The organism is Desulfotomaculum sp. (genome assembly GCF_982386235.1).
This window is the reverse complement of record NZ_CEVWQM010000027.1, coordinates 1-25,196: the sequence shown is the minus strand read 5'-3', so window position 1 is coordinate 25,196 and position 25,196 is coordinate 1. Positions and strand designations below refer to the sequence as shown.

Below are 25,196 nucleotides of genomic sequence, written 5' to 3'. Positions count from 1 at the left end.
CTTTGAATAGTTAAACAGCAATAACGGACAAGGGAAGTGAGGCAGTGGCAAAGGAAATTCACCATATTCTAAAACCCTATCATCTAAGTTTAGATATCCACGATACATCTCCTTTAGATTTATTTAACCGACAAGGTCAGCCGATTTTGCTAAAAGGAGAAAAGGTTACTTCAGAAATTCAGGATATGTTTAAGAATAAAGAATTATATGTTTTGCATGGTGCATGGCAGGAATTTCAGAGAAGGATATGTCAGCTACCCTACATTAAAAAGGGCATAGACTATGACGATACACCGGAAAATCTAATGGCCCATTCAGCCCAACGGATGCGAGGACTTTACCAAGAAGCTAAATTGGTCAATCAGCAAAGGCTGGGGGATGCCAACAATGTGGTGGATGATGTTAGAAGCTGTATACGGAAGAATTCAAAATTAAGAATGTACTTTGATATGCTTCATGAGCATGACCCTTATACCTATGTGCATTCCATTAATGTGGCTTTATTAGCTGTTCTGATTGGCATGGAGATGGCGTTTAATCGTCAAGGTCTGACTGATTTGGCCGCTGGGGCTTTAATGCATGATTTGGGGAAATTACTGGTGCCCAAGGAAATTTTAAATAAACCGGGGGGCCTAACCCCGGACGAATTTTCCATTATAAGAAAACACCCGCTGATAGGAATGAACATCGTTATGCCTTTGTTAGATACAAAGGAACATATAACTACCGTGCGCCAACATCATGAAAGATGGGACGGCAAGGGGTATCCAGATGGATTGCAGGGGGATGAAATTCACCCCAATGCCCAAATCATAGCTGTTGCCGATGTTTTCGATGCCTTAACCACGGACCGGCCCTACCGATCTGGTTTTCCACCCTACCATGCAGTGGAAATTATTTTGAAGGGTGAAGGGCAGGAGTTTTCCCCCCGGGTGGTGCAGGCCTTCCTGCAAACAGTCGTCTTATATCCGGAGAATACCATGGTTACTTTAAATACCGGGGAAGTGGGGATGGTGGTGGGAATACCCACAAGAGCACCCACCAGGCCCAGGGTCAAAATTATTTATTCACCCTACGAGCAGAGTTCGGAGCACAACAAAATAATTGACTTACAGCAAAATACTGGTTGTATTGTCAGTACGGTAAAGTATGGGGGGATTAGAATGAAATTTATGTTGATTGATGATGATCGTGACTGTTTGGATGGTTTGGTCAGTGCTCTTGAACCCACAGGTCATGAATTAAACGTGTTTACTGTACCGGAGGAAGCTATAAAAGACTACTTGGAAAACTCCTATGATGTTGTCATTACTGACATGAAAATGCCTGGCATGACTGGTATCGAGGTATTAAAGGCCATTCGGCAATTGGATCAGGATGCTAAGGTCATCATTCTTACCGGCTATGGTGATGCTGAAACGGCCATTGCAGCAGTTAATCATGGGGCCTATGCTTTTTTTGGCAAACCAGTGGTGATTGAGGAGCTTTTGGCAACAATAGAAAAAATCGGTGATGAGGCAGAGGTAAGAAAACAAACCAAAGAGGAACAGGAGCGAATGGCTCAGGAGTTTAACAAGCTTAAAAGGGCCTATGAGGAACTGCAGGCACTGCTGCGGGAAAAAGAGCGATAGAGAAAGGAGGAGGAGAGATGGGTGAAGACCAGGAACGCATTGAGATGATTGGTGATTTTGTAGCCGAAAGCAGAGAATTGCTGGAGGAAATAGAACCACAGATCATCGCTATGGAAGAACATGTTTCTCATGCGGGAATGGTGGATGATGAGATTTTAAACAGCATCTTTAGGCTTTTTCATTCCATTAAAGGTATGGCCTCCTTTCTAGACCTGCAAACGGTGATTAATGTCACACATGAAGCAGAAACCCTGCTGGATATTTTCCGCAAAGGAAAAGCCAGCCTGGCACCGGGTCATATTGAGCTGCTTTATAAAACCGGCGATTTTATCAAGGGGCTGCTGAATACCATTGAACAGCAACTTTCAGATGGGGGTTTGGAAAACGAGGCCAGGGGCATAATTGGCGAGATTCAACAGACGATTCAAGGTATCGCGGCAAAGGCTGATCCGGCGGAGGAACCAGAAGAACAAAGTCCCCCCGATCCCGCAGCATGGATCTTTACCATAACCCCAGAAATGATTAAACGATTCATCGAGGACGGGTGGGAGATCCTGGAAGAAGCTGAAACTTCATTATTACAGCTTGAGAATAAACCCAATCATTATCCACTGCTGGAGCAGATCTTTCGTTCCTTTCATAGTTTTAAAGGGAATGCCGGTTTTCTTGGTTTTAGTGATTTGGAACAAGTCAGCCACGGGGCTGAAAATACGCTTAACGAAATGCTGGAGGGTCAGGTAACCGTAAACAATGAGGCAATTTCAGAATTACTTAAGACCATTGATAGCCTGAGGGATCGTTTGGGTAAAGTTGTTGTCCCCTATGAACAAAAGATAGCCAAAGAGGATGATTTGGTGGGAGAACAGGCGGAGTCAAGCTCCCTTCTTGAGCAGCAGCAGGTATTGGTGGAAGCAGAAAGACTACCTACCAATGGCAATGTTACCGGTGGTGCTGACCCAAACAAGAATGTCACTAACAACATTCAACAGGCCATTCGAGTGGATGTGGAAAAGCTAGATACACTGTTAGATTTGGTGGGGGAGATGGTTATCTCTGCGGCAATGGTTTCCCATAATCCCGATCTCCAGGGACTTCAGTTGGATCGATTTGAAAAGGCCATTAGCCATCTTAATAAAATCACACGGGATATTCAAGACGTATCCATGAGCCTGCGGATGGTGCCTTTGGCCGGGATTTTTCGCAAAATGGTTCGGGTAGTAAGGGATGTTTCGAATAAAATGCATAAAAAAGCAACCCTGGAAATTATTGGTGAGGATACCGAGGTTGATAAAACCATCATTGAGCAAATTTCAGACCCCTTGGTCCATATCATGCGTAATGCTGTGGATCACGGCCTTGAATCCCCCGAACAACGTAGGGCTGTCGGAAAACCTGAAACCGGGCGAGTCATTTTAGAGGCAAGACACACAGGTGGTGAGGTTTGGATTTTGATCAGGGATGATGGCAAAGGATTAAATCGAGAAAAAATTTTAAACAAAGCCATTGAACGCGGTTTGCTTCTTAATGAACGCCAGGATTTAAAAGATGAAGAGGTTTGGAAACTTATATTTGAACCGGGGCTAACTACGGTCGCTGAGATATCAGCCATTTCCGGCCGGGGTGTTGGCATGGATGTAGTAAGGCAAAATATTGAAAAGCTGCGGGGACGCATTGAAATACGCAGTACACCTGGCCAGGGAACCCTGTTTATTATCCGCATACCCTTAACCTTGGCCATTATTGAAGGAATGGTGGTGCGGGTGGGTAAGGCCATGTATACCTTCCCCATTGCCTCCATTAAGGAATGTTTTCAACCCAAGGGCAGTCAAATCGTGGTGAACCCGGATGGCTTAGAAGTTGTGAATATCCGTGGCGAATTACTGCCAGTTATCCGACTGCATCAGCTTTACAAAGTTCAGCCGACCTTTGAGGGATTAACCGAAGGTATATTAATTGTTATGGAAAGCGAAGACCAGAAATGTTGCCTATTTGTGGATGAACTAATTGGTCAACAACAAATTGTTATTAAACCCCTTCCACCGGCTCTGGGGAATATCAGGGGGGTCTCTGGGATGGCAATCTTGGGGGATGGGGAAGTCAGTATGATCTTGGATATAGCCAATTTAATGGTTTCCACTGAGGATCTGCTGGGAATTAAAACCGAATAAGAAAGAAGGCGAAAGGATGGCTATGAAGGATAAATTAGATTTGGATCTTCTGCAAGAGGAGGATGATTTAGAGGATACCCAAGAGGGGAAATACCTTACCTTTCTCCTGATTAATGAAGAATACGGTTTAGAAATTCAGTATGTCACGGAAATCATCGGTATTCAAAGAATCACCGAGGTTCCCGACGTACCTGAATATATCAAAGGAGTCATAAACCTACGGGGCAAAGTGATTCCGGTAATGGATGTGCGTTTGCGCTTTGGTGCGGCAGTGAGGGAGTATGATGAACGAACCTGTATTATCGTAATTCAGGTAAAAGGTCAGCCAATGGGGTTAATTGTAGACCGTGTATCAGAGGTGCTGGATATACCAAAACAGGATATTGAACCAGCACCCAGTATGCGACGGAGCAGGGAAAATAGGTACATTCAGGGTATGGGGAAAGTCGGGGAACAAGTCAAGCTGCTGCTGGATGTGGAGAAACTCCTGGAGGAATAAAAATAGGAGGCTAGACCTATGAACTGGTTTTATAATTTAAAAATTGCTACCAAATTAACCATTGCTTTTATTATCGTGGCTCTTGTTGCAGGTATTATTGGTTATATCGGCATTAGTAATATCAAAAAAATTAACGAAGCTGACAATAATATGTATGAAAAAATGACAGCACCCATGGGTAATATGGCTGAAATGTCCACCGCCTTTCAACGTATTCGGGTAAATACCAGAGACATTATTATATCGAATTCACCGGCGGAAATCCAAGAACGTAGTAACAGGATTAAGGATTATTTTGCCACCATTGATAAAAATATTTCAGAAGTAGAAAAAACCATTCTAACCGAGGAAGGAAAAGAATTATTCAGGAAATATTATGAAGTGGATCGGGTCTTTCGTTCTGAAACAGACAGGCTGATTCAATTGGCCATGGCCGATCAGGATGCGGAGGCGCTGGCGGTAATAAGTGAAAATGGAACCCATGGGAAAGCGGCCAGAGAAGAATTAGATATTATCAATCGAATTATGGAAATCAAAATTGAAATGGCCAAGGAGACCGCTGAGGAAAACAGCAGCATTGCCGCCAGTGCCGTGACTTCAATGCTTATTATCATTCTGGTGGGTGTACTGATCTCCATTGGTCTAGGGTTATTCATTGCCCGGATTATTAGCAGACCGATTAAGGAATTGGCAGCAGCGGCAGATAAACTGGCTCTGGGAGATGTAAATGTTGATGTTAAAGCCACTGCCAAAGATGAAGTAGGTATGCTGGCAGCTTCCTTTAAGTCCATGGCAGAAAATATTAAATGCCAGTCATTGGCCTTAGCAAAGGTGGCCGAAGGGGATTTATCTGTACAAGTAAAGGTAAGTTCGGAAAATGATGTTTTAGGAAAGAATCTTAGCTTAATGGTAAATACCATTAAGGAATTGGTGGAGGAAAGCAATTTATTAGTCCAAGCCGCAGTGGAGGGACGACTGGAAACCAGAGGCCAGGCAGCTAAATTCAAAGGTGGTTATTATGAAATAGTCAAGGGTGTTAATGATACTTTGGATGCTGTCCTTAGACCTATCAACGAGGCGGTTGCCTGCTTACAGGAAATGGCCAAGGGCAACCTTGATACCAATGTAAACGGAGATTACCTGGGTGACCATGCCATGATCAAAGAGGCCCTTAACAGTACCATCGATTCCATCAATCAGATCCTAAGTCAAGTGACAGTGGCGGTGGATCAGGTGGCCGCAGGGTCCCGGCAGATATCCGAAGCCAGCCAAGCCCTATCCCAGGGGGCCACTGAATCTGCCAGTGCCGTTGAACAAATTTCATCCTCCATGCAGGAAATGGCTTCACAAACCAGCCAAAATGCTGAAAATGCCATGCAGGCTAATCAACTGGCTGTTCTGGCTAAAGACAATGCGGAAAACGGCAATCAAAAGATGGTGCAAATGGTTAAGGCCATGACCGATATTAATGAATCAGCCAATGGAATATCCAAAATCATCAAAGTCATCGATGAGATTGCTTTCCAAACCAACCTATTGGCCCTCAACGCCGCAGTGGAAGCAGCTCGGGCAGGTAAACACGGCAAGGGCTTCACGGTGGTGGCGGAGGAAGTGCGCAATCTGGCCCAACGCAGTGCCAAGGCTGCTAAGGAAACCACGGAAATGATTGAGGATTCCATCAAAAGGACGGAGGTAGGAACACAAATTGCCCAGGATACTTCAAAATCCTTAGAGGGCATCGTCAACGGAGCCACCAAGGTCACTGATTTAATCAGTGAGATAGCCGCGGCCTCCAAGGAACAGGCCCAGGGCATCGGTCAAATCAACGCTGGCCTCAGCCAAGTAGATCAAGTTACCCAACAAAACACCGCCAGTGCTGAGCAATCCGCCGCCGCCGGTGAGGAATTATCCGGTCAGGCAGTGAACCTGAAAGAGATGCTGGGGCACTTCAGACTTAGCCGAAAGAGTCAAGGAAACCCAACCCTAATGAACACATCCGTTGGGATTGTATCTGGGAGGCAAAGCAGTAAAAAAAATAAAGTAGAACCGAGCCAAACGGGACAGGAAAAGAAAAACCTGGTTAGGCCACAAGATATCATATCCTTAGACGATAGCGATTTTGGTAAGTTTTAATGTAAGTACTCTGTGGTATCTATGGGTTGTTTAAACCGGAAGGGGCTAAAGGGATGAAAAATCTTCAGTTGACCGATGAGGAGTTTCGTCTCCTAAGTAACTTGGTATATAAAAGCTTTGGTATTAATATTACCTTGGAAAAAAGATCCTTGCTCATTGATCGACTGCTGAAAACAGTCTATGAAGGTGGCTTTGCAAGCTTTAAGGCCTACTATGACTATGTGGTAAAGGATCCATCGGGTCAAGCCCTTTTACATCTGGCAGATAAATTATCCACCAACTATACTTACTTTTTTAGAGAGTTTGAGCACTTTCAATTTTTACAAGAAGTGGTACTTCCCAGGCTGGTAGAAAAGAATCGTCATTCTAAAAGAATTAGGATTTGGTCTGCTGGTTGTTCATCCGGGGAAGAGCCCTATACCCTGGCCATGCTAATAAAGGAGTTTTTTGGCTGGGAAATAAATAAATGGGACATTGGTATTTTGGCCACGGATATTTCCAGCAGTGCCCTGACCAAGGCCATTGCTGGAAATTACACCGGAGCCCAACTGCAACAGGTTCCCCCCATGTACCGTATCCGTTACTTTAAACCTGATGCGGCGGGTAATTGGCTGGTTAGCCAAGAACTTAAAGAATTAATTTTATTTCGTCGGCTGAATTTGACCAATGAGAGCTATCCATTTAAAGGGCTCTTTGATGTTATCCTTTGCCGAAATGTCATGATTTATTTTGATAATGCTACTCGAACCGCCATTATTGAGCGATTTCATCGGTATACAGAACCAGAAGGCTATTTATTTATCAGCCACTCAGAATCACTGGGACAGTCCAACAACCTTTATCGGTTTATTCAACCGGCCATCTACCAGAAGAGATGATTAGGAATGGGGATGATGCAGTGAAGGCCATTAAAGTTTTGGTAGTAGATGACTCCGCATTGGTAAGGGAAATCCTAACCCAGGGCCTGTCAATGGACCCGGAAATTGAAGTGGTTGGTGTTGCCTCCAATCCCTATGTAGCCAGGGATAAGATTATCCGATTAAGGCCTGACGTTTTGACCTTGGATGTGGAAATGCCCAAAATGGATGGTGTGGAATTTTTAAGGCGTCTAATGCCTCAGTATCCATTGCCGGTTGTGGTGGTCAGTGCTTTGGCCAAACAGGGGGCTAAGATTACCCTGGAGGCATTGGCGGCAGGGGCCATTGATTTTGTCACCAAGCCCAGTACGGACATTGCCAGGGGACTCAATGCCATGTTAGGGGAATTGCGCCAGAAAATAAAAATTGCCGCAGCAGCCAATGTGCAGGCCTGGCAGGATAAAAGACCCACGACCCTACCTTCCCGGACCCTCAAGGCAGCTTTGGCTGAATCCACGGATAAGGTGATTGCCATCGGGGCATCCACTGGAGGTACCGAAGCCATCCGAAGAATAATCAAAGCCTTTCCTGCCTCCACTCCTGGCATTGTCATAGTCCAACATATGCCCCCAGGGTTTACCAAACATTTTGCCCAGGGATTAAATGATATCTGTGAGATGGAAGTATTAGAAGCCAAGACCAATGACCGGGTCATGCCGGGCCGGGTGCTTATTGCCCCCGGAGGTAAGCACATGACGGTACGTCGCTCCGGCGGTATGTATCTCGTCACCTGTGAACCGGGGCCCAACGTCAACGGCCATTGCCCTTCGGTGGATGTCCTGTTTCACTCAGTGGCCAAAAATGTAGGTAGCAATGCCGTGGGGGTTATCTTAACCGGCATGGGTCACGACGGGGCCGAGGGGCTTCTGGCCATGCGTCAGTCCGGTGCTCAAACTCTGGCCCAGGATGAGCACAGTTCCGTAGTCTTTGGCATGCCTAAGGTGGCCTATGAAAAAGGAGGTACCGATGTCCTCATCCCCTTAAGTGCTATCCCCAAGGCCATTGCCATGGCCCTGGTTTAGCCTTTAGACGAATGCTAAAGGCTAAAAGCCAAAAGTCAATAAGGAAGGAGTGTTTATAAATGGCAAAATTACGTTTGCTTATTGTCGATGACTCTCCGTTTATTCATAAAAATATCAAGAAGGCTTTGCCGGCAGATAAATTTGATATTTGCGGTACAGCCCAAAATGGTAAAGAAGGTATCGATTTATATTTTTCCCTCTATCCCGATGTGGTGACCATGGATATTACCATGCCTATTATGGATGGCCTGGAGGCAGCAGAGGAAATCCTGGCCAAGGATAAAAGAGCTAGGATTATTATGTTAAGTGCCATGGGTGATGAGGAACTAATTGAAAGGGCCAAGGCCCTTGGGGTACGTGCTTTTCTTCAAAAACCCTTTAAAGCAGATGAAATGATGGCATCTATAAGAAGAGTATTTATGTAGCGGAGGACATGATGGGTAATAATTATGTGAACTTTTTTGCCACTGCCCTAAAGGATAACCTCTTGGAAATGGCTCAGCTAAACTGTGATATTGGCGAGCCCCAACCACAGGCGCAAACCTTTATTTCCAGGGGAATGGCAGTTATCTTTGGGATTACAGGGAAAAGACCCGGGCGGATTATTATTGATACCAGTAAAACCACAGCCATTAAACTGAGTCAAATTATTAACGGCGAAGAGGAATTAAATGAAGAAGAAGTAATGGATACAATGGCAGAGTTAGGCAATATCATTTCCGGTCATACCATTACCCATGCCAATAATGCCAATAAGGGTCTTAACCTCATGCTTACTGCCCCCGGTATATTTTGTGGTGAAGATATTTGTATAACCAGTCCCAAAATCCAGTCGGAAATTATCAATGCGACAACCCCGCTGGGAGAAATCGTGGTAAGTATCGGCTTTGAGGGGGGAAGATAAAAATGGATGCTAAAAAGTATGCTCCCTTTGTGGATGCCTTTGCTGAGATCTTACCCCAGTTAGGCTTTCAGGCAGTAAAGCGAGGCAATCTATCCCTCAAGGAAAAACTGATGGCCACCAGAGATATCACAGCCATTGTGGGTCTAACAAAAAAAATCCGAGGCAATGTGGCCTATGGTATGGCCGAAGACACTGCTAAAAATATCGCTTCCATCATGATGGGGGGGATGCCAGTGGAAAATTTTGATGAAATGGCCCAAAGCGCTATCAGTGAGTTAGCGAACATGGTTACAGCCAATGCGGCCATCTCCCTCGAAAACATCGGCCTGGAAACCAATATTTCACCACCCACCCTGGTAGTGGGAAAAAATATCACGGCCAGAATCAGTCAGGTCAAAAGTCTTATGGTGGAAATAATCACAGAGGCTGGGTCGATTGAGATTAATATTGGTTTGGAAATTTAAATCAGCCGTCAGCCTTATTGGCCTTGGGCTTTGGGTCGTGAGCCATGATTTTGCATGGTCCAAGGCTCACGGACCAAGGTCATATTCATTATTGACTCAGACTCTTTTCTATACCATGCAAAGTAGATTATATGATAAGAGAGTGTTGATTGCTGCTAATTAAGTAGTTTTGCAACACTCTCGTAGTTTATTTACTGTAATTTATTTGAATTTTATGTGAGATATTGTCTAAACAGTTTGCCATAGGAGGAACGTAATATTTTGAAGAGAATATGGAATACAATGATAAATCATGACCGGATTCATATACAGATAAAAGTAAGTTTTTAAAAAATTATATGGAAGAAGTTGGTTTTGATGTTTGGGTATAAAAAGGGAAACCTGTTCTTTATGATGCTGTTAGTAAGCTATACTTTATGGTTAAATCACCTGACAGGTCAACCCATCAAGGCTGAAGCCAATACAACCCATCATACAACAGCAGGATCTGCTGGGCATAATCAGAAGTTCAGCCAAGAACCAGTCCGGTTGACCGATGTCATACATACCAGTAACTCCATATCTGAGAAGCTATTTCATCAAGTAAAGGTTAATGACCAACTGGTTGAAAAATATCAAGATACCCAGCAAATCAACATGGACTCTGATTATAGTAGTTTGGCCGGAGTGACCTGTTTCCGGGGTAATAATTATCGTGACACTGCAAGTTACGGCATTGCGGATATGCATAAGGGCCAGCTAAGGGTAGTTTGGAGCAGACCAATCGGCAGACTGGGTGAATGGACAGGTGTAGGCTGGAATGGGCAACCAGCCATTGTCCAATGGGATGATGAATGGAAAAATAAAATGAATATTTCCCCGGCTAAAAAACAGAGGGAAGGTCTTAAAGAGGTCATTTACGCAACCCTGGATGGCAATGTTTATTTTTTAGATCTTGAAGATGGCGAATACACCAGACCCGTTATTAAAATCCCTGGGCCGGTAAAGGGAAGTGTCTCAGTAGACCCCCGAGGCTTACCGTTACTTTATGTTGGGCAGGGTATTGACAGTTATAATGGGCGTAGGGTAGAAATGGGTTACCGCATTTTTAGCTTACTGGATCAACATCCATTATTCTTTCTACCGGGATATGACCCATTTGCCTACAGAAACTGGGGAGCCTTTGATTCAACTGCTTTGGTAGATAGTAAAACCGATACGATGCTATTGGGTGGGGAAAATGGCATCCTTTATAAGGTGAAATTAAATAGTTTTTATAATGAACAGATTAATCAGATAACCGTCAAGCCAGATATCATCCGGTATCGCTACAAGGTTGTCGATAAGGGTAACCACCAGGGTATCGAAAATTCCGTGGTTATATATAAAAACTACGCCTATTTTGCTGACAATGGCGGGGTATTGCAATGTGTCGATACGAACCAGATGAAACCAGTTTGGGCCAGGGATGTAACGGATGATACAGACAGTACATTGGTACTGGAAGAAGAAGAGCCTCAAAGGGTATTCTTATACACTGCCTGTGAGGTTGACCTACAGGGGAATACTGGCAAATCCTATCTTCGTAAATTTGATGCTTTATCCGGCGAACCCCAGTGGGAAAAACAATACAAATGTTATTTAAACACCCATACCAATGGAGGTGCCTTAGCCACACCCGTGCTGGGTAAGCAGGATATTGCTAATTTGGTTATTTACAACCTGGCACGGTGCGGTACACCCAACGGAGGTCTGCTGGTTGCATTGGATAAAGATTCCGGCGAAGAAGTATGGAAATTAAATCTCCCCAATTACTGTTGGAGTTCGCCGGTTGCCGTGTATGCCCCCAATGGCGAAGGATTCCTTGTGGTCTGTGATTCAGTAGGCAGAATGTATTTTATCAAGGGGAAAACCGGTCAGATCTTTCACTATATATCCCTAGGTGCCAATATTGAAGGCTCCCCGGCAGTTTTTGACAACATGATCGTGGTTGGCACCAGAGGGCAAAAAATCTATGGCGTGTGTATTGATTAACCAAAATGCTGACCATTTTCATAATACTTGTTTTTCTCGAAAGCAGTAAACATAATATCAACATTTGGATAACCTGCCCGTTGAATATGGGCGGTTATTTCTTTTGCCACCAATCTCACCTCAGGTCTTTTAGTATTTCAAGGTCTACATATTCCGTATGGGAGTAACCTTCTGGATCACATTGAAAGGCGTAGCAGATAAAATCCTCCAAATTGTCAAAGAGCCTCTGGTCTTTCTCTCGAAGCACAGCTTTTTCCTGACCTTTATAAAGAAATTCTTCCGGGGTTCCTGATATGGGGATGGCCCGAAAATATTGGTTCTGATCTCCTAGGTTTTCCAGGTATTGAGCCAATTCTTCAACGGTGGTTAAGCGAATCTGCTTATCAGTCATAAAATAGCCTCCTCACAGATATCTTCTACAAGAATTTTAGCCAGTTGGACAGGAAAAAATACAGTACTAGTAAAAGCAGACAAAGAGTGAAAGGTCTTATACCGGGAAACAATAGGAGAAATTACATTTAAAAGATATATAGGAGGCGAAAGAAGAAATGGATAAATTTGTTGTCCTAAAAAAGGATGAAAAAGGACAGGTGGTTGAAGCAACAATACCCTTGCCCAAGGACTATATAGAAGAGTTAGTTCCGCCGTTTCCTATTGATAATGACATGGTTATCGAACCCTTTGCAGAAAAGGTAAAAGAAGAGAAAGATAACGCTCCGATACTTGGCTAAACAAAGACCGACGTAAATTTTAACGTCGGTCTTTGTTATTAATAATGGGCTGTTAAGGATTTTATTATTCCATAGGGAATAAAGCTTAAGATTGGCAAGAGAAATAGATGAATGAAAAGGGAAATGCTTAGGGGCCAGAAGCCAAGTTGAATGGCAAAATTGGTAATAAAAGTTATATAAGTCTGAGCCTCGGAGAGTGGCTTAAAGGCTATAAGAACAAGTAATACGATGTACAAATAAGTACTAAGATTAGTAATATTATTGCTGTTAGAATAAGCAGATAAAAAAATACTGGCGTAATAAAAAACAAAAATAATGCTTACGGTTAAGGCAGTATAGGTTAACACTTGGCTTAGCAAGGTGTTTTCAATAAAAAGTTGATTTTGGATCGGAAGGCCTGAAATTAATAGTGTTTGTATAACAAAATTTATCTCTAAGCAACTTTTTAGACGAAGCACAGGCAAACGAATGACATAAACCAGTATTACTAAGTTAAGGCAAACAGGTATCCAGGTATGAATACCCCACAAATCTTTTAATCCTATCTGGCTTAGGGTATTTGACAATGATAATAAAACCCCAACCATAAGACCAGATAGAATGAAATGAAGAGGCAGATAATGGGGTTTAAGTTTTTTTCCCAAAAAGATTGTAGGAATGATAGTGCCTAATGTGCTTAGGCAAATGAAGGTTTCAAAAAAGGCAAAAATGTTCATAAACCTCAACCCTTTTTTCTTGTTTTTAGATAGATATAAAAATATACAATAGTCAATAGCATGTTTCTTATAATTTGGTGTTTTATTAAATATACCATAAACATTTACCATTTTAGAAATTTATAATTCAACAAAATGACACAAATGTGTCAACAACTGAAGTATAATGTTCAAGTTGTTGGTAGAAAAGAAACTTAACAAAGGCCATAATGAGCCATAATAAAGAGTATTTAATCAAAAAATTAGTTTAGATATTTGTGACAAAAAATACATAACCGTAGTGTCAAATTTATTGTCGTGTAGATGACATAATAAATGTCAGGTGGATGTTATAACTACCTTGAGCTCAAAAATTAATGTTTTTTGATGGGTATTTAAATACTTATCAACCTTCTTGGAGGCCCGGGTAAACAAGAACAAATTTAAACTAGTTAGTTGTTACTACCAAAAAGGAGGTATTTTTGTGAGTGAGAGCACGTCTAGCAAATGGATTAAAGCATTACCTGGTGTTCTGTTTATGTTTATCATTGCTTTACTAGCAATGGGTACGAAATCCTTCGGCGGTGAGTGGGGCGGTATTGAGGGCTGGATCAAAGCGAACTCTAATTTCCTGGGTAAGGTATTAAAAATCAATCACGTTATCATTGTTATTATCATCGGTATGTTAATTAGAAATACCATTGGAATTCCCTCATGGGCCCAGATGGGCGTGAAAACTTCTCGTGTCTTTATCAAAATGGGTGTAATTCTACTGGGATCACTTTATAGCTTGGCTGAACTGGCTAAGTTAGGATCAACCTCTATCTTCCTAATTGCCACCTTCATGTTCAGCACAATTGTTTTCACCATGTGGCTTGGTAAGAAATATAAGATGCATCCTGGTTCTTCTGCTTGTCTTGCTGCCGGTGCCGGTGTATGTGGTGTATCCGCCATCGTTGCAGTTGCTCCGGCTGTTAAAGCCAGAGGTGAGGACATTGCTTACTCCATAGCTACTATTCTTTCTTTCGGCATTGTATGTTTATTTACTTTCCCTGTTTTAGGTCACCTCTTGGGATTAACTCCCGAACAATTTGGAATGTGGGCTGGTACGGGTATCCTAAACTCTGGTCAAGTATTGGCGGCGGCCCTTGCCTTTGACCCAGGTACCCCAGAAGTTCCTTCCATTAGCTTAAAAGTAGGTGAAATTTACAACTTAACCCGTGTTGTATTCCTGCCCTTGGTGGTTCTGCTGATTACTATTCTTTATGCTCGTATGTCTGATGATAAAACTGTTGATTCTGCTGCTACTGCTAAGAAAACCTTCTTTAGCAAGTTCCCTTTATTTGTACTTGGCTTTATCGCTACTGTTGCTTTAACTTCCTTTGGTGCCTTTGGTCCTACCGAACCAGCTTCTGCTGATCTGGTGGCATTCCGTGAAATATATAGTTGGTTCTTCTCCATCGGTCTTACCGGCCTAGGCCTGCAGATTTCTTTTGCTGAAATGAGAAAAGCAGGGGGCACGCCACTGATTATTGGTTCTACCGCAGGTTTCCTGAAGGCTGCACTTTCCTTAATTGTTGTGCTATTGTTTTTTTAATATAAGATAGTCTCTAGTGGTAACATATAAGGAGGTAAAGATATGTCCGAGAAAAAAGAAGAACGTCAATTGTCTTTATTTAGTAATGAAAAATCGGAGGACTTAGCTGCTATTATTGGTGCCGCCCTAGTGATGATAATCGTTATAATATTGTAAGAACATAGAAAGAAGGGTTCCAAATGAACGGTCAAATCCTATTTATTACAGATGGTTCACCTTCAGCGGATGCAGCAGGTCAAATGGCCACTGAGATGTCTTTGGCTTTAAAGCTACCCTTAAGGGCAGTATTTATTTTGGACGAAGGGTGGAATAATTTACTAGGGGATGAATGGATTAATACTTCTTCAACCCGGATGAGATTTTTTCACTGGTTTGAAGATGGCCTTCATAAACATTCCGAAGAGGTACTAACCGAGGTTGCGGCAAAAGTCAAAGAAAAAGGCGGCCAAGTGGAGACCGAGATGAGAATTGGTAAAACAGAAAAGGTTATTAGGGAACTGACCGTTGAAAAGGAAACTGCCGTACTGATTTTGCCTAATCCCCATGCAACGGCTCCAGCTGCAGCCGCTGGTCTCAGGTTTAATCTGAACTCATTAGCCAAAAAGGTAAAATGCCCAATTTATATTGGGCCACGATCATAAAAGGAAGTGTCGCAAAGCTATTTTTAGTAGCAAGCGGCACTTCCTTTCTTTAAAGGGGTCAGGCTTGCGGTATTGCAAGCCTGACCCCTCGTGCTAGTTTTTCTGATTTGTGGCAAAAATAAATGTAGTAAACACAAATAAGAGAGGGTGACGGGATGGAGTTTTTATCCGCAGAGTTTTTTTCTGCTTTATTTGCTATTATCCTAATCGATTTAGTATTGGCTGGGGATAACGCCATTGTTATTGGACTTGCTGCAAGAAACCTTCCCCTTGATCAACAAAAGAAGGTTATTATTTGGGGCACGGTTGGAGCCATCGCTGTCCGGGCGGCGGCTACTTTAGTGGTTGTTTGGCTGCTCAGGATACCTGGACTGTTATTGCTGGGAGGATTACTTCTAATTTGGATTGCCTATAAGCTATTGGTGGAGGAAAGGTCCCATAATATTGAGGCAGGTCAAAATAGCCGTGCAGCCATTCAAACAATTATCGTTGCCGATGCAGTGATGGGGCTTGATAATGTCTTAGCAGTGGCGGGTACGGCCCATGGCAGTTTTCTCTTAGTGGTATTGGGTTTGCTCATAAGCATTCCCATCGTCGTTTGGGGCAGCACGATTGTTATAAGGTGGATAGAAAGGTTCCCGGTAATTATTTATCTAGGGGCAGGTGTAATTGCTATTACTGCCGGAAAAATGATTACGGATGAACCCTTGATAAAGAATTATTTTAGTGGCAGCCCAACCTTACAATATCTGTTAATAGCATTGATAACGTTTGGCGTCATAGGTGCCGGAGTAATTAAAAAGAAACAGAAAGAATTCGCTTGAGATATAGTGCCATTGAAGGCAGGTGCTGGATATGTTTATCAGCACCTTTTTTATGTGCAGAATTATTAACTTAGGGTTTTAAGTAGCTTTAATACACAAATGTGATATAATAAAAAGCTGTTGGCCTAGATTATATAAAGAAAGATGGTATGTCATAAATGCTTAGTACAAATGGATTAGCACTAAGGTTTGGCAAACGAGCCTTATTTGAGGATGTCAATATAAAATTTACACCGGGGAACTGTTATGGACTCATTGGAGCCAATGGTGCCGGAAAATCCACTTTTTTAAAAATATTAGCCGGTGAGATCGAACCAAGTGCCGGGGAAGTGATCATTACCCCAGGTGAGCGTTTGGCAGTTCTTAAACAGGATCATTTTGCCTATGAGGATTTTCAAGTTTTAAAAGTGGTCATGGCTGGTCATGAAAGACTTTATGCCATCATGGAAGAAAAGGATGAGCTTTACGCCAAACCAGATTTCTCCGAGGCTGATGGTATCAGGGCATCGGAGTTGGAATGTGAATTTGCCGAGCTCAATGGCTGGGAGGCAGAATCAGAGGCAGCCCGCTTACTCAATGGATTGGGGGTTCATGATGAACTTCATAATAAAAAAATGAAGGAATTAGACGGGGTTGAGAAATTAAAGGTTTTGTTGGCCCGTGCTTTATTTGGCAATCCCGATATCCTTCTGCTGGACGAACCAACCAACCATTTGGATGTAGAGGCGATTACTTGGTTAGAAGAGTTTCTATATAATTTTCAGAACACCGTTATCGTGGTTTCTCACGATCGCCATTTTTTGAATAAGGTATGTACTCACATTGCCGATATTGACTTTGGTAACATTCAAATGTATGTGGGTAACTATGATTTTTGGTTAGAATCGAGCCAGTTGGCCTTACAGTTAGCCAAAGATTCCAATAAGAAAAAAGAAGAGAAGATCAAGGATCTGCAACGGTTTATTGAAAGGTTTAGTTCCAATGCTTCTAAGGCTAAACAGGCCACATCCCGGAAAAGGCAGTTGGAGAAATTAACCTTGGAAGATATTAAACCCTCTTCCCGTAAATACCCTTTTATTGATTTTAAGCCTGATCGAGAAGCTGGCAAGCAGTTGTTAGATATAGAAAACCTAAGTGTTACGATTGATGGGAAACAGGTTATCAACAACCTCAGTTTTACCGTAAACAAAGGGGATAAGATTGCTTTTGTGGGTCCTGATAGTCTGGTGAAAACCACATTGTTTAAGGTTTTAATGGGTGAGCTGCCTGCCACTGAAGAAAATAGTTATCGGTGGGGTGTGTCCACTTCCCAAGCCTATTTTCCAAAGGACAATGTTGACTATTTTAATGTTGATTTAAATCTGGTGGATTGGCTGCGCCAGTATTCTAGGGATCAAGAGGAATCCTATGTTCGTGGTTTTCTGGGAAGAATGCTTTTTTCCGGTGAAGAAACCCAAAAGAATTGCCAGGTTCTTTCAGGCGGTGAGAAGGTACGCTGCATGCTGTCCAGAATGATGCTTAGTGGAGCCAATGTATTGATCCTAGATGAACCAACCAACCACTTAGATCTAGAATCCATTACTGCCCTTAATAATGGATTAATAAAGTTTGATGGTACCATTTTATTCGTATCTCAGGATCATCAATTTATCCAAACCATTGCCAATCGCATCATAGAAATAACCCCCAACGGTCTCATTGACTGGCAAATGACCTATGATGAATACTTAACAAATGAAGAAGTTAAAAGGTTGCGTGCAGAACTTTATCAGAAATAGTTTTTGGACAAAGAGTGGGTTTCACCATCGGGTGGAACTCATTTTTTACTTTCAGAAGGATAAGAAAAGATAATATGATAATGGTTGGCAAGGTGTGGTAAATGCTTTAAAATATATTTAAAGCGAAACAGTGAAAATTAATGATAGTATGAGCGTAACTTTAGGGGGAGGGTGATGACAATAAAAACGAAGTACTGGGGCATGCTGTTTTTTAGTATCGTAACGGTATATGGAATAGCCCAAATGCTTGGGGAGGCTAATATGTACAGAAAGTTAGCGGTTGTTACAGGCTTCTTCCTGCCGGGAATCCTGCTTTTTCATTATTTTTTCATTTGGTTTCCCAGGGCGCTGGCTAAAAGCTGGTCACTTTCCTACCTTGTCAAAATAATTTTTGCAGCGGTAAATGAATGCATTATTGATCAAGAAATAAGGGCAGTGGTTATTCAAAAAATGAATGATCTCCTAAAAAATTTAGGGTTTGTCTTGGATCAAAGATTCAGGGTGGTAAAGAAGAATGGTTTACCAAGGAGCAGGTTTTCTTCTTTGGACCCAATATGGCGTCGTTTCTTTATAGAAGCTTTTTCCACCATCGAGCAGGAAATAAAGGATGAGACGATCCGCAGGTGGGTTTTTAATAAGATTATTAATTACCTGAACAGAGATGCGAACACCCGTTACGCAAAGGATATTTTAAGAAAATTTATTGGCAACAGTAAATATAACTTTCTAGTAAACTAATTGTTGAAAGACTTGGTGTCCTTAGTGGGCAGCCAAGTCTTTTTTGATGGGTCCGGCTTGCGACAAATAAGGCGATTTTTCCTTGCCAAAAGTTGCAAAACATTACAACTTTAAAGAAGGTTTTGAAAATGATTCAAAGAATAAGATATGAGATATTACCAGGCAATAAGAAAGAAAGGGATTTAAAGGAGATGCGGCTAAAAACAAGGCTTTTTTTAGGACTGAGCGGTCTTTTTATCATCTTGCTTCTAATTTCAGGCAGTGCCATATACCAGATGAAAAAGTTAAACAATACAATAGAAGGAATTGTAAAAGATGATTACCAAAAGGTGCAGTTTACTGCAACCATTCAGTTTGAGATTAATAATGCCAGCCGATATTTAAGGGATCTAATTTTAGAAGAAAACAACACAACCTTAGAGACCTATAAGAAGATGGAAAAATCCAACAAGGAAATACGGATGGCTATTTCCAACCTAGAGAAAGTTGCTCAAGATGATGCTTTAAAGGAATTAACCATTGATATTAAAACGACCTTCGATGAATATTTGCAAATTGAAAAAAGTATTTACGACTTAGTCCAATCAGGTAACCGAGATGAGGCTAAAAATGTCCTATATCAGGATTCTTCTGTACAGACTCGATCAAAGCTAGTTCACCTACTGGAGGAAATTGCTGCCGATCAAAAACAGGGAATGGATTCGGCGATGGTCGGCTCAAAGGAAGTTTATAATCGAGTGATTGTTATTTTTACCCTGCTGGTATTTGTAGGTATGGTTTTGGGTGGCAGCATTGTATTTTGGTTAATAAGGGATATTGCGGGAAATCTCAGTCGAGTTACAATAGCTATGAAGGGTGTTTCCTCTTACCAGGATAAAACATCCCTACCCCGCCTTGATATTGCATCGCGCGATGAAATTGGAGAGATTTCCGAAGTTTTCAATAATATGGCGGAAGCCTTGGAGCAGCACGTCCGTCAGGAAAAGGAAAGAAACCTAGCAATTCAAGAACAACACTGGCTGAAATCAAAGATTGCTGAAATAATGTCTCTGTTTCAGGGAGTACAGGATGTTAAAAACTTTGCTCAGCTAATTATAAGTCGGATACCTCCGATGGTGGGAGCAAATTATGGTGTGTTTTATATTTCTGTAGGTGAAGGTCATCAACAAAGGCTTGTAAAAGCAGCAGCCTATGCCAGTGATGGGCAGGAGGTAGGAACAGCGAGCTTTGCTGCCGGGGAAGGTCTAGTGGGGCAATGTTTGCTGGAAAACAAGGCGATTTACCTTAGAAATATTCCCGACCAATATATTCGTATTACATCTGGACTTGGCACAGCACCCGCCAGATGCATTACCCTATTGCCAGTGGAGTTTGGGGAAAAGGTTATGGCGGTTATGGAACTGGCATCCTTTACGGAGTTGAGTTTTCTGCAGCAGGAACTACTGGAGCAGGTTCGCTGGAATATTGGCATTGCCCTAAACCGTATTCTCAGTCACATGCAAGTTCAAAAACTGCTGGCGGAATCCCAGGCCTTAACAGAGGAATTACAAACTCAATCTGAGGAATTAAAAACCCAGTCTGAGGAATTGAAAACCTTTAATGAAAGGATTGAAAATCAATATAAAGAGTCCGAACAAAAGGCCCTTGAGCTTCAAAAAGCCAAGACGTTATTAGAAGAACAGGCCAAGCAATTAGCCCTTAGCTCCCAATATAAATCACAATTTCTATCAAATATGTCTCACGAACTAAGAACTCCCCTAAACAGTCTGTTGATTCTAGCCGACATATTTGTGCAAAACAAGGAGGGTAACCTTACCCCAAGGCAGATTGAATATGGCAAGACGATCTTGGCAGCGGGTAATGATCTATTGGCCTTGATTAACGACATTCTTGATCTGGCTAGGATTGAAGCGGGCAAATTAAATATAAAACCTGAAATGATTTCCCTTGATAAACTGGTTAAGAGTATAAAAAACCAGTTTGACCCGGTTGCTCACCAGAAGAAGTTAGATTTTACGATTGAACTGGATCAGAATCTGCCGAAAATCTTTTTTACGGATGAACACAGATTAATGCAGATTTTAAAAAATCTTTTATCCAATGCCTTCAAATTTACCCATGAAGGGTGTATAGGATTGAAGATCCAAAGGACTTCAGGCACATCCGAACAATTAGCATTCTCCGTCTCAGATACCGGAATTGGCATTGCAGAGGAAGAACAGGAGCTGATTTTCCAGTCCTTTCATCAGGCGGATAGTACAACCAGCCGCAAGTTTGGGGGAACAGGTCTGGGACTTTATATATGTCGCTTACTTACCAGGCTATTAGGTGGTTATATAGAACTACAGAGTAGCAAAGGGAAAGGAAGTACCTTTACAATTTACATTCCCCCTTATGTTGAAACTGACCGGACCGAGGTTGCTGCAGCTGTTGAGATTATTCCAGAAAATAAAACAGAAATCAGCAAAGGGGCAGATGCCAAGACCCATAACTTTGGGGATAAACCCCTCAAGGGGCACAAGGTGCTGGTGGTGGATGACGACATGCGCAACATCTTTGCGATTACTGCTGCCCTTGAGGAACAGGAAATGGAAGTCCTGTTTGCAGAAAATGGACGGGAAGCGCAGTCCGTGCTGCTGGAGAACCCCGGCGTCGGCCTGGTACTGATGGACATTATGATGCCGGAAATGGATGGCTATGAGGCCATGCAAGCCATCAGGCAAATGGCCGGGTACGAAGAACTTCCCATAATAGCCCTTACTGCCAAGGCTATGAAGGATGACCGTAGTAAATGTTTACAGGCTGGTGCATCTGATTATATTAGTAAGCCACTGAATATTAACCAATTGGTTTCTTTAATGAAAGTGTGGCTGTATAGGTAGTGGGCTGACATCGATAGAATACAGGAAGCTAGGGGGAATTTCAAAAGGATGGAACGTGTAATAAAAATATTAATGGTGGATGACCGACGTGAAAATCTTCTAGCATTGGAGGGTATTTTAGATTCCCCCATGTACCAATTGATCACCGCAAGCTCAGGGGAGGAAGCCCTAAGGCTCGTTTTGAAGGAGGATTTTGCTGTAATTTTACTAGATGTGCGTATGCCAGGACTAGATGGTTATGAAACCGCAAAGTTTATCCGATCTAGGGGAAGGTCCCGTCAAACACCCATTATTTTTATTACCGCCAGCCACCATGACACGGAGGAAGTAATTAAAGGCTATGCCCTGGGTGCCATTGATTATATTTTTAAACCCATTGACCCCAAGGCATTAAAATACAAAATTGTGGGCTTTGTCAATCTGTTCAAACATCAGGAACAACTGGAGATTATGGTACAACAACGAACCCAAGAACTATTGTTTGTTAATCAACAACTGCAAAAGGAGATTGAGCAGCATCAACGTACTGAAAAAGAACTGCATAAAAGTGAATGGCGGTTTCGTACTTTTTTTGAAAATTCCCTAATCGGTATTATCTTACTAAATCCAGAAGGCAGCTTTTTGGAAAGTAATCCAGCCTTTCAGAGAATGTTAGGCTATACGGACGATGAATTAAAGGAAAGGGTAAGCAATGAATTGACCCAGCTTAAAAGTATGGGGGGAAAATATAAGGACTTATTAGATGGAAAAATAAACTATTGTGAAATGCAACGGTGTTATATACGGAAAGATGGCAAATCTATTTGGGCGCAGCTAAATGCTTTTTTAGCACGGGATATCAATGCAAGTATTGAGCTTATTATTGTATTTGTCCAAGACATAACTGAGAAAAAAAGTTTGGAAGAACAAATGGTCCGCTTAGATCGGCTAAATATTATCGGGGAGATGGCCGCGGGGATTAGTCATGAAATGAGAAACCCCATGACCACTGTCAGGGGATTCCTGCAAATGCTGCAGGGAAAAGATCATTGTTTAATGTATAAGGACTACTTCAATTTAATGATTCAAGAGCTTGACCGGGCTAATTCCATTATCAGCGAGTTTCTTTCTATTGGTAAGAACATGCCTTCTAATTTGGAAAAGCAAAATCTCAATTCCATCGTGAAATCCCTTGAACCCCTCATTCAAGCAGACGCAGTTAGTCAGGGTAAGGGCTTGCAGGTAGAAACCAATGAAATTACGGAGCTGCTATTAAATAGTAAGGAGATCAGGCAGGTAATTTTAAATCTTTGCCGCAATGGTCTGGAGGCTATGCCCAGTGGTTTCAAACTTACCCTCAAAACCTATATGGAAGAGGACATGGTTGTTTTAATGGTGCAAGATGAAGGTAACGGGATCAACCCCGAGATAATGAATAAATTAGGTACCCCTTTTTTTACAACCAAAGCCCACGGAACAGGGCTTGGTCTAAGTATTTGTTATAGTATAGCTGCCCGACACAATGCGGTAATAAATTTCGATACCAGTACCAAGGGTACAACCTTTTATGTTCGATTTAATACAAAAAAATATGGACAATAGCATTCCTCCAATAAGGATGTTTACGAAAATCATAGTTGTTTAGCATACAGCCGAACGATTACCGATGAATTGTAAATAATCTTTATTGGAGGATTTGCTTTATGACAAACTTTGAACTGGAATACATTGAGATGGACGGTCTGCTATATCCCAACATTGAAGTTGATGGAAAAGCCAAACTTGATAACTTGGGGAAATACGGACGATTTTGTCTAAGCTATTCACTTTGCCCAAGGCAAAAGACCAAAAGCCCTGCCCGATACCACAAATACCCGAAATACCCGTAAGATATGGCAAGAGCCCACCCTCAGAATGGAGGGTAGGCTCTGCACGATTTTGCAGCCAGGCTATCATAGCGTAAAACGCCGGAGACCCTATGTCTTTGCGTCCCCGGCTTTAACCGGGTTTGCCCTTGGCATTATTCATTTTATTGTTCGTGCTTTACTTCGTTGGAATCCGAAGCACATTCATCGTCCAATCCTGCATGGTGTTACTGGAGATCGCCAAGTTCCACAAAGCGGCGTAGCACGGCCGAAGCCTCGGCGCGGGTGGCTGTACCCTGCGGATCAAAGAGATTACCATTTTTACCGCTGATTACGCCTGCCATCTGCATCTGCTTTACGGCATCCTTGGTGTAGGCGCTGATTTTGGCGCTGTCCGCAAAGGTGTTTTCCCCATGAACCGTTGGCAGTGTGAAGCCGATGACTTTGGTGCAGTTCTGCATGATGACTGCCATCTGCTCACGGGTAATAGACTGATCCGGGGCAAATTTTCCATTGCCGGTGCCGTTTACGATGTTGTTTTTACTTGCCCATTCAATGTAGCTCATGTAGTAAGCGTCGCTTTTCACATCGGTGAAGCTGCTTTGCTTGTAGCTGCTCACATCGGCCTTTGCCAGCCGTCCCAGCGCGGTGACAAACATTCCTCTTGTCATTGCAGTGTTCGGGCTGAAGGTGGTGGTGGAAGTGCCGCTGAACAATCCACGGCTTACCACAAACTCAATATCTTCCTTCGCCCAATGGCTTGCAATGTCCGTAAATATGGTATTGGTTTGTTTGTAGCCGATACCGTAGGTGGAAAAATGATTGGTGCTAAAGCGCAGTACCTTGTTTACGCTGTCATAAACAGAACTGGTGAGCCAGTGTACCTTTCCATTGCCGTCCACATAGACCGCCTGCACATTCCCGGCTTTTTCATTTGCGCCAAGGGTGTATGGGATGGTTACCGATACGCTGCCTGCGCCAAAGCTCTGCACCTGTTTGCCGCTGCCGTAGTTCACCGTGAGGTCGAATACCGGACGGCTGCCAATGGCTTTTTTCGCTTCCCCGGTTAGCCTGCCGCTATCCGTGCGGGTGGCGGTAATATTGACATCCGATTTTGCCTGCTGATTGATTTCCTGCACGGTTGCCAAATCCATGCCGATTCGGATGTCGGGGTTGGCCACCACCACAAGGATGTTGACGATTTTCTTTGCAAGGATGGTATCCTGCACGGTCTTTGGCAGATTGACCGTAACATGGGAGCCGGTCTTGCTGCCGGTGTCCACACGGAGTACTACAGTGATGCCGTTTTGCTCATTGCCGTTTTTCTTGGCGTCCGCCAGAGCCTTATCAAAGGCGTCGGTCACGGTTTTGTCAGTGATGTTCACTGTGACGTTGCCCTTGCTGTCCATTGTGCCGGGAACCTTGATTTCGCCCTGGGTGGGAGAATTAGGCTTGTCCGGTGCGGGTAGCGTGACAAGGACAGGGCTACTGTTGTTGTCTGCGGAACCGCCGCCACCGCCGGAACCACCACTGCCACCCTTTGGATTTGTCGTCACATTGAATCCCGTGCTTGCCGTCGACGCTTCTGTGTCGGCAGTTTCAGCCACCCGCTGGTAGAAGGTATACGCTGTGCTTGCCGTCAGGCCGCTGAACACATTGCCTGTCTGCCAGGTGGTGCCGTCCTTAGAGAACTGGTAAGCCGCATTTGCCGTAAG

General features: G+C 42.9%; 23 protein-coding genes and 1 riboswitch. Of the genes, 19 read left to right on the top strand and 4 right to left on the bottom strand.

What is annotated here, in order from left to right; translation table 11 throughout:
• Positions 1 to 44: 44 nt before the first annotated feature.
• The 10 genes from AC1U9Z_RS14565 to AC1U9Z_RS14520 all read left to right on the top strand — a co-directional run bounded on the left by AC1U9Z_RS14565 (position 45) and on the right by AC1U9Z_RS14520 (position 11,751).
• A complete protein-coding gene (locus tag AC1U9Z_RS14565; RefSeq protein ID WP_479958125.1) occupies positions 45 to 1,631 on the top strand; it encodes an HD-GYP domain-containing protein in 1,587 nt (528 codons plus the stop codon).
• A gap of 17 nt (positions 1,632 to 1,648) precedes the next feature.
• Positions 1,649 to 3,799 carry a chemotaxis protein CheA gene (locus tag AC1U9Z_RS14560; protein WP_479958124.1) on the top strand — a complete coding sequence of 717 codons (2,151 nt, stop codon included), beginning with the start codon at positions 1,649 to 1,651 and terminating at the stop codon, positions 3,797 to 3,799.
• 22 nt (positions 3,800 to 3,821) lie between these two features.
• Positions 3,822 to 4,298: a chemotaxis protein CheW gene (locus tag AC1U9Z_RS14555; protein ID WP_333532643.1), complete on the top strand. Its 477-nt coding sequence runs from the start codon at positions 3,822 to 3,824 to the stop codon at positions 4,296 to 4,298.
• A gap of 18 nt (positions 4,299 to 4,316) precedes the next feature.
• Positions 4,317 to 6,431 carry a methyl-accepting chemotaxis protein gene (locus tag AC1U9Z_RS14550; RefSeq protein WP_333532566.1) on the top strand — a complete coding sequence of 705 codons (2,115 nt, stop codon included), beginning with the start codon at positions 4,317 to 4,319 and terminating at the stop codon, positions 6,429 to 6,431.
• Between the two features lie 53 nt (positions 6,432 to 6,484).
• Positions 6,485 to 7,309: a CheR family methyltransferase gene (locus tag AC1U9Z_RS14545; protein WP_479958123.1), complete on the top strand. Its 825-nt coding sequence runs from the start codon at positions 6,485 to 6,487 to the stop codon at positions 7,307 to 7,309.
• Positions 7,310 to 7,329: 20 nt separating this feature from the next.
• Positions 7,330 to 8,370, top strand: a complete 1,041-nt coding sequence (locus AC1U9Z_RS14540; RefSeq protein ID WP_333532568.1) for a protein-glutamate methylesterase/protein-glutamine glutaminase — start codon at positions 7,330 to 7,332, stop codon at positions 8,368 to 8,370.
• A 59-nt stretch (positions 8,371 to 8,429) separates the two neighbouring features.
• Positions 8,430 to 8,795, top strand: a complete 366-nt coding sequence (locus tag AC1U9Z_RS14535) for a response regulator (RefSeq protein WP_333532569.1) — start codon at positions 8,430 to 8,432, stop codon at positions 8,793 to 8,795.
• 11 nt (positions 8,796 to 8,806) lie between these two features.
• Positions 8,807 to 9,274 carry a chemotaxis protein CheX gene (locus AC1U9Z_RS14530; RefSeq protein WP_479958122.1) on the top strand — a complete coding sequence of 156 codons (468 nt, stop codon included), beginning with the start codon at positions 8,807 to 8,809 and terminating at the stop codon, positions 9,272 to 9,274.
• Positions 9,275 to 9,276: 2 nt separating this feature from the next.
• Positions 9,277 to 9,738: a chemotaxis protein CheX gene (locus AC1U9Z_RS14525; RefSeq protein WP_333532572.1), complete on the top strand. Its 462-nt coding sequence runs from the start codon at positions 9,277 to 9,279 to the stop codon at positions 9,736 to 9,738.
• A gap of 357 nt (positions 9,739 to 10,095) precedes the next feature.
• A complete protein-coding gene (locus AC1U9Z_RS14520) occupies positions 10,096 to 11,751 on the top strand; it encodes an outer membrane protein assembly factor BamB family protein (RefSeq protein ID WP_333532573.1) in 1,656 nt (551 codons plus the stop codon).
• Here the strand turns inward: AC1U9Z_RS14520 and AC1U9Z_RS14515 are convergent.
• Positions 11,748 to 11,861: a DUF1904 family protein gene (locus tag AC1U9Z_RS14515; protein ID WP_479958121.1), complete on the bottom strand. Its 114-nt coding sequence runs from the start codon at positions 11,859 to 11,861 to the stop codon at positions 11,748 to 11,750. The two genes, AC1U9Z_RS14520 and AC1U9Z_RS14515, sit on opposite strands and share 4 nt — an antisense overlap.
• Before the next feature lie 5 nt (positions 11,862 to 11,866).
• The gene (locus AC1U9Z_RS14510) at positions 11,867 to 12,142 is read right to left on the bottom strand and encodes a hypothetical protein (protein ID WP_333532574.1); all 276 of its coding nucleotides are present in this window, start codon (positions 12,140 to 12,142) and stop codon (positions 11,867 to 11,869) included.
• A 157-nt stretch (positions 12,143 to 12,299) separates the two neighbouring features.
• On the opposite strand from AC1U9Z_RS14510, the gene AC1U9Z_RS14505 reads away from it, so the two are divergent.
• Entirely contained in the window at positions 12,300 to 12,482 is a 183-nt protein-coding gene (locus AC1U9Z_RS14505; RefSeq protein WP_333532576.1) for a hypothetical protein, read from the top strand.
• 38 nt (positions 12,483 to 12,520) lie between these two features.
• On the opposite strand, the gene AC1U9Z_RS14500 is transcribed toward AC1U9Z_RS14505, so the two are convergent.
• Complete coding sequence (locus AC1U9Z_RS14500) at positions 12,521 to 13,198, bottom strand: hypothetical protein (RefSeq protein ID WP_333532577.1); 678 nt, start codon at positions 13,196 to 13,198, stop codon at positions 12,521 to 12,523.
• A 463-nt stretch (positions 13,199 to 13,661) separates the two neighbouring features.
• On the opposite strand from AC1U9Z_RS14500, the gene AC1U9Z_RS14495 reads away from it, so the two are divergent.
• The 8 genes from AC1U9Z_RS14495 to AC1U9Z_RS14460 all read left to right on the top strand — a co-directional run bounded on the left by AC1U9Z_RS14495 (position 13,662) and on the right by AC1U9Z_RS14460 (position 23,505).
• Positions 13,662 to 14,774, top strand: a complete 1,113-nt coding sequence (locus AC1U9Z_RS14495; protein ID WP_333532578.1) for a YeiH family protein — start codon at positions 13,662 to 13,664, stop codon at positions 14,772 to 14,774.
• 179 nt (positions 14,775 to 14,953) lie between these two features.
• Positions 14,954 to 15,415, top strand: coding sequence for a universal stress protein (locus tag AC1U9Z_RS14490; protein ID WP_333532579.1), 462 nt, complete (start codon positions 14,954 to 14,956; stop codon positions 15,413 to 15,415).
• 155 nt (positions 15,416 to 15,570) lie between these two features.
• Positions 15,571 to 16,239, top strand: a complete 669-nt coding sequence (locus tag AC1U9Z_RS14485; protein ID WP_333532580.1) for a TerC family protein — start codon at positions 15,571 to 15,573, stop codon at positions 16,237 to 16,239.
• Between the two features lie 158 nt (positions 16,240 to 16,397).
• Positions 16,398 to 18,017: an ABC-F family ATP-binding cassette domain-containing protein gene (locus AC1U9Z_RS14480; protein ID WP_333532581.1), complete on the top strand. Its 1,620-nt coding sequence runs from the start codon at positions 16,398 to 16,400 to the stop codon at positions 18,015 to 18,017.
• Between the two features lie 174 nt (positions 18,018 to 18,191).
• Positions 18,192 to 18,755 carry a hypothetical protein gene (locus AC1U9Z_RS14475; protein ID WP_333532582.1) on the top strand — a complete coding sequence of 188 codons (564 nt, stop codon included), beginning with the start codon at positions 18,192 to 18,194 and terminating at the stop codon, positions 18,753 to 18,755.
• 128 nt (positions 18,756 to 18,883) lie between these two features.
• Positions 18,884 to 21,637 carry an ATP-binding protein gene (locus tag AC1U9Z_RS14470; protein WP_333532584.1) on the top strand — a complete coding sequence of 918 codons (2,754 nt, stop codon included), beginning with the start codon at positions 18,884 to 18,886 and terminating at the stop codon, positions 21,635 to 21,637.
• A 48-nt stretch (positions 21,638 to 21,685) separates the two neighbouring features.
• Positions 21,686 to 23,218 (top strand): PAS domain S-box protein, encoded by a 1,533-nt coding sequence (locus AC1U9Z_RS14465; protein WP_333532585.1) that lies wholly within the window; start codon positions 21,686 to 21,688, stop codon positions 23,216 to 23,218.
• A gap of 101 nt (positions 23,219 to 23,319) precedes the next feature.
• Positions 23,320 to 23,505, top strand: a complete 186-nt coding sequence (locus AC1U9Z_RS14460) for a TnpV protein (RefSeq protein WP_333532586.1) — start codon at positions 23,320 to 23,322, stop codon at positions 23,503 to 23,505.
• Positions 23,506 to 23,552: 47 nt separating this feature from the next.
• A riboswitch (cyclic di-GMP riboswitch) is annotated at positions 23,553 to 23,639 on the bottom strand.
• Positions 23,640 to 23,708: 69 nt separating this feature from the next.
• On the opposite strand, the gene AC1U9Z_RS14455 is transcribed toward AC1U9Z_RS14460, so the two are convergent.
• Positions 23,709 to 25,196: S-layer homology domain-containing protein (locus AC1U9Z_RS14455; RefSeq protein WP_479958120.1), on the bottom strand; the 1,488-nt coding region annotated here is incomplete at its 5' end.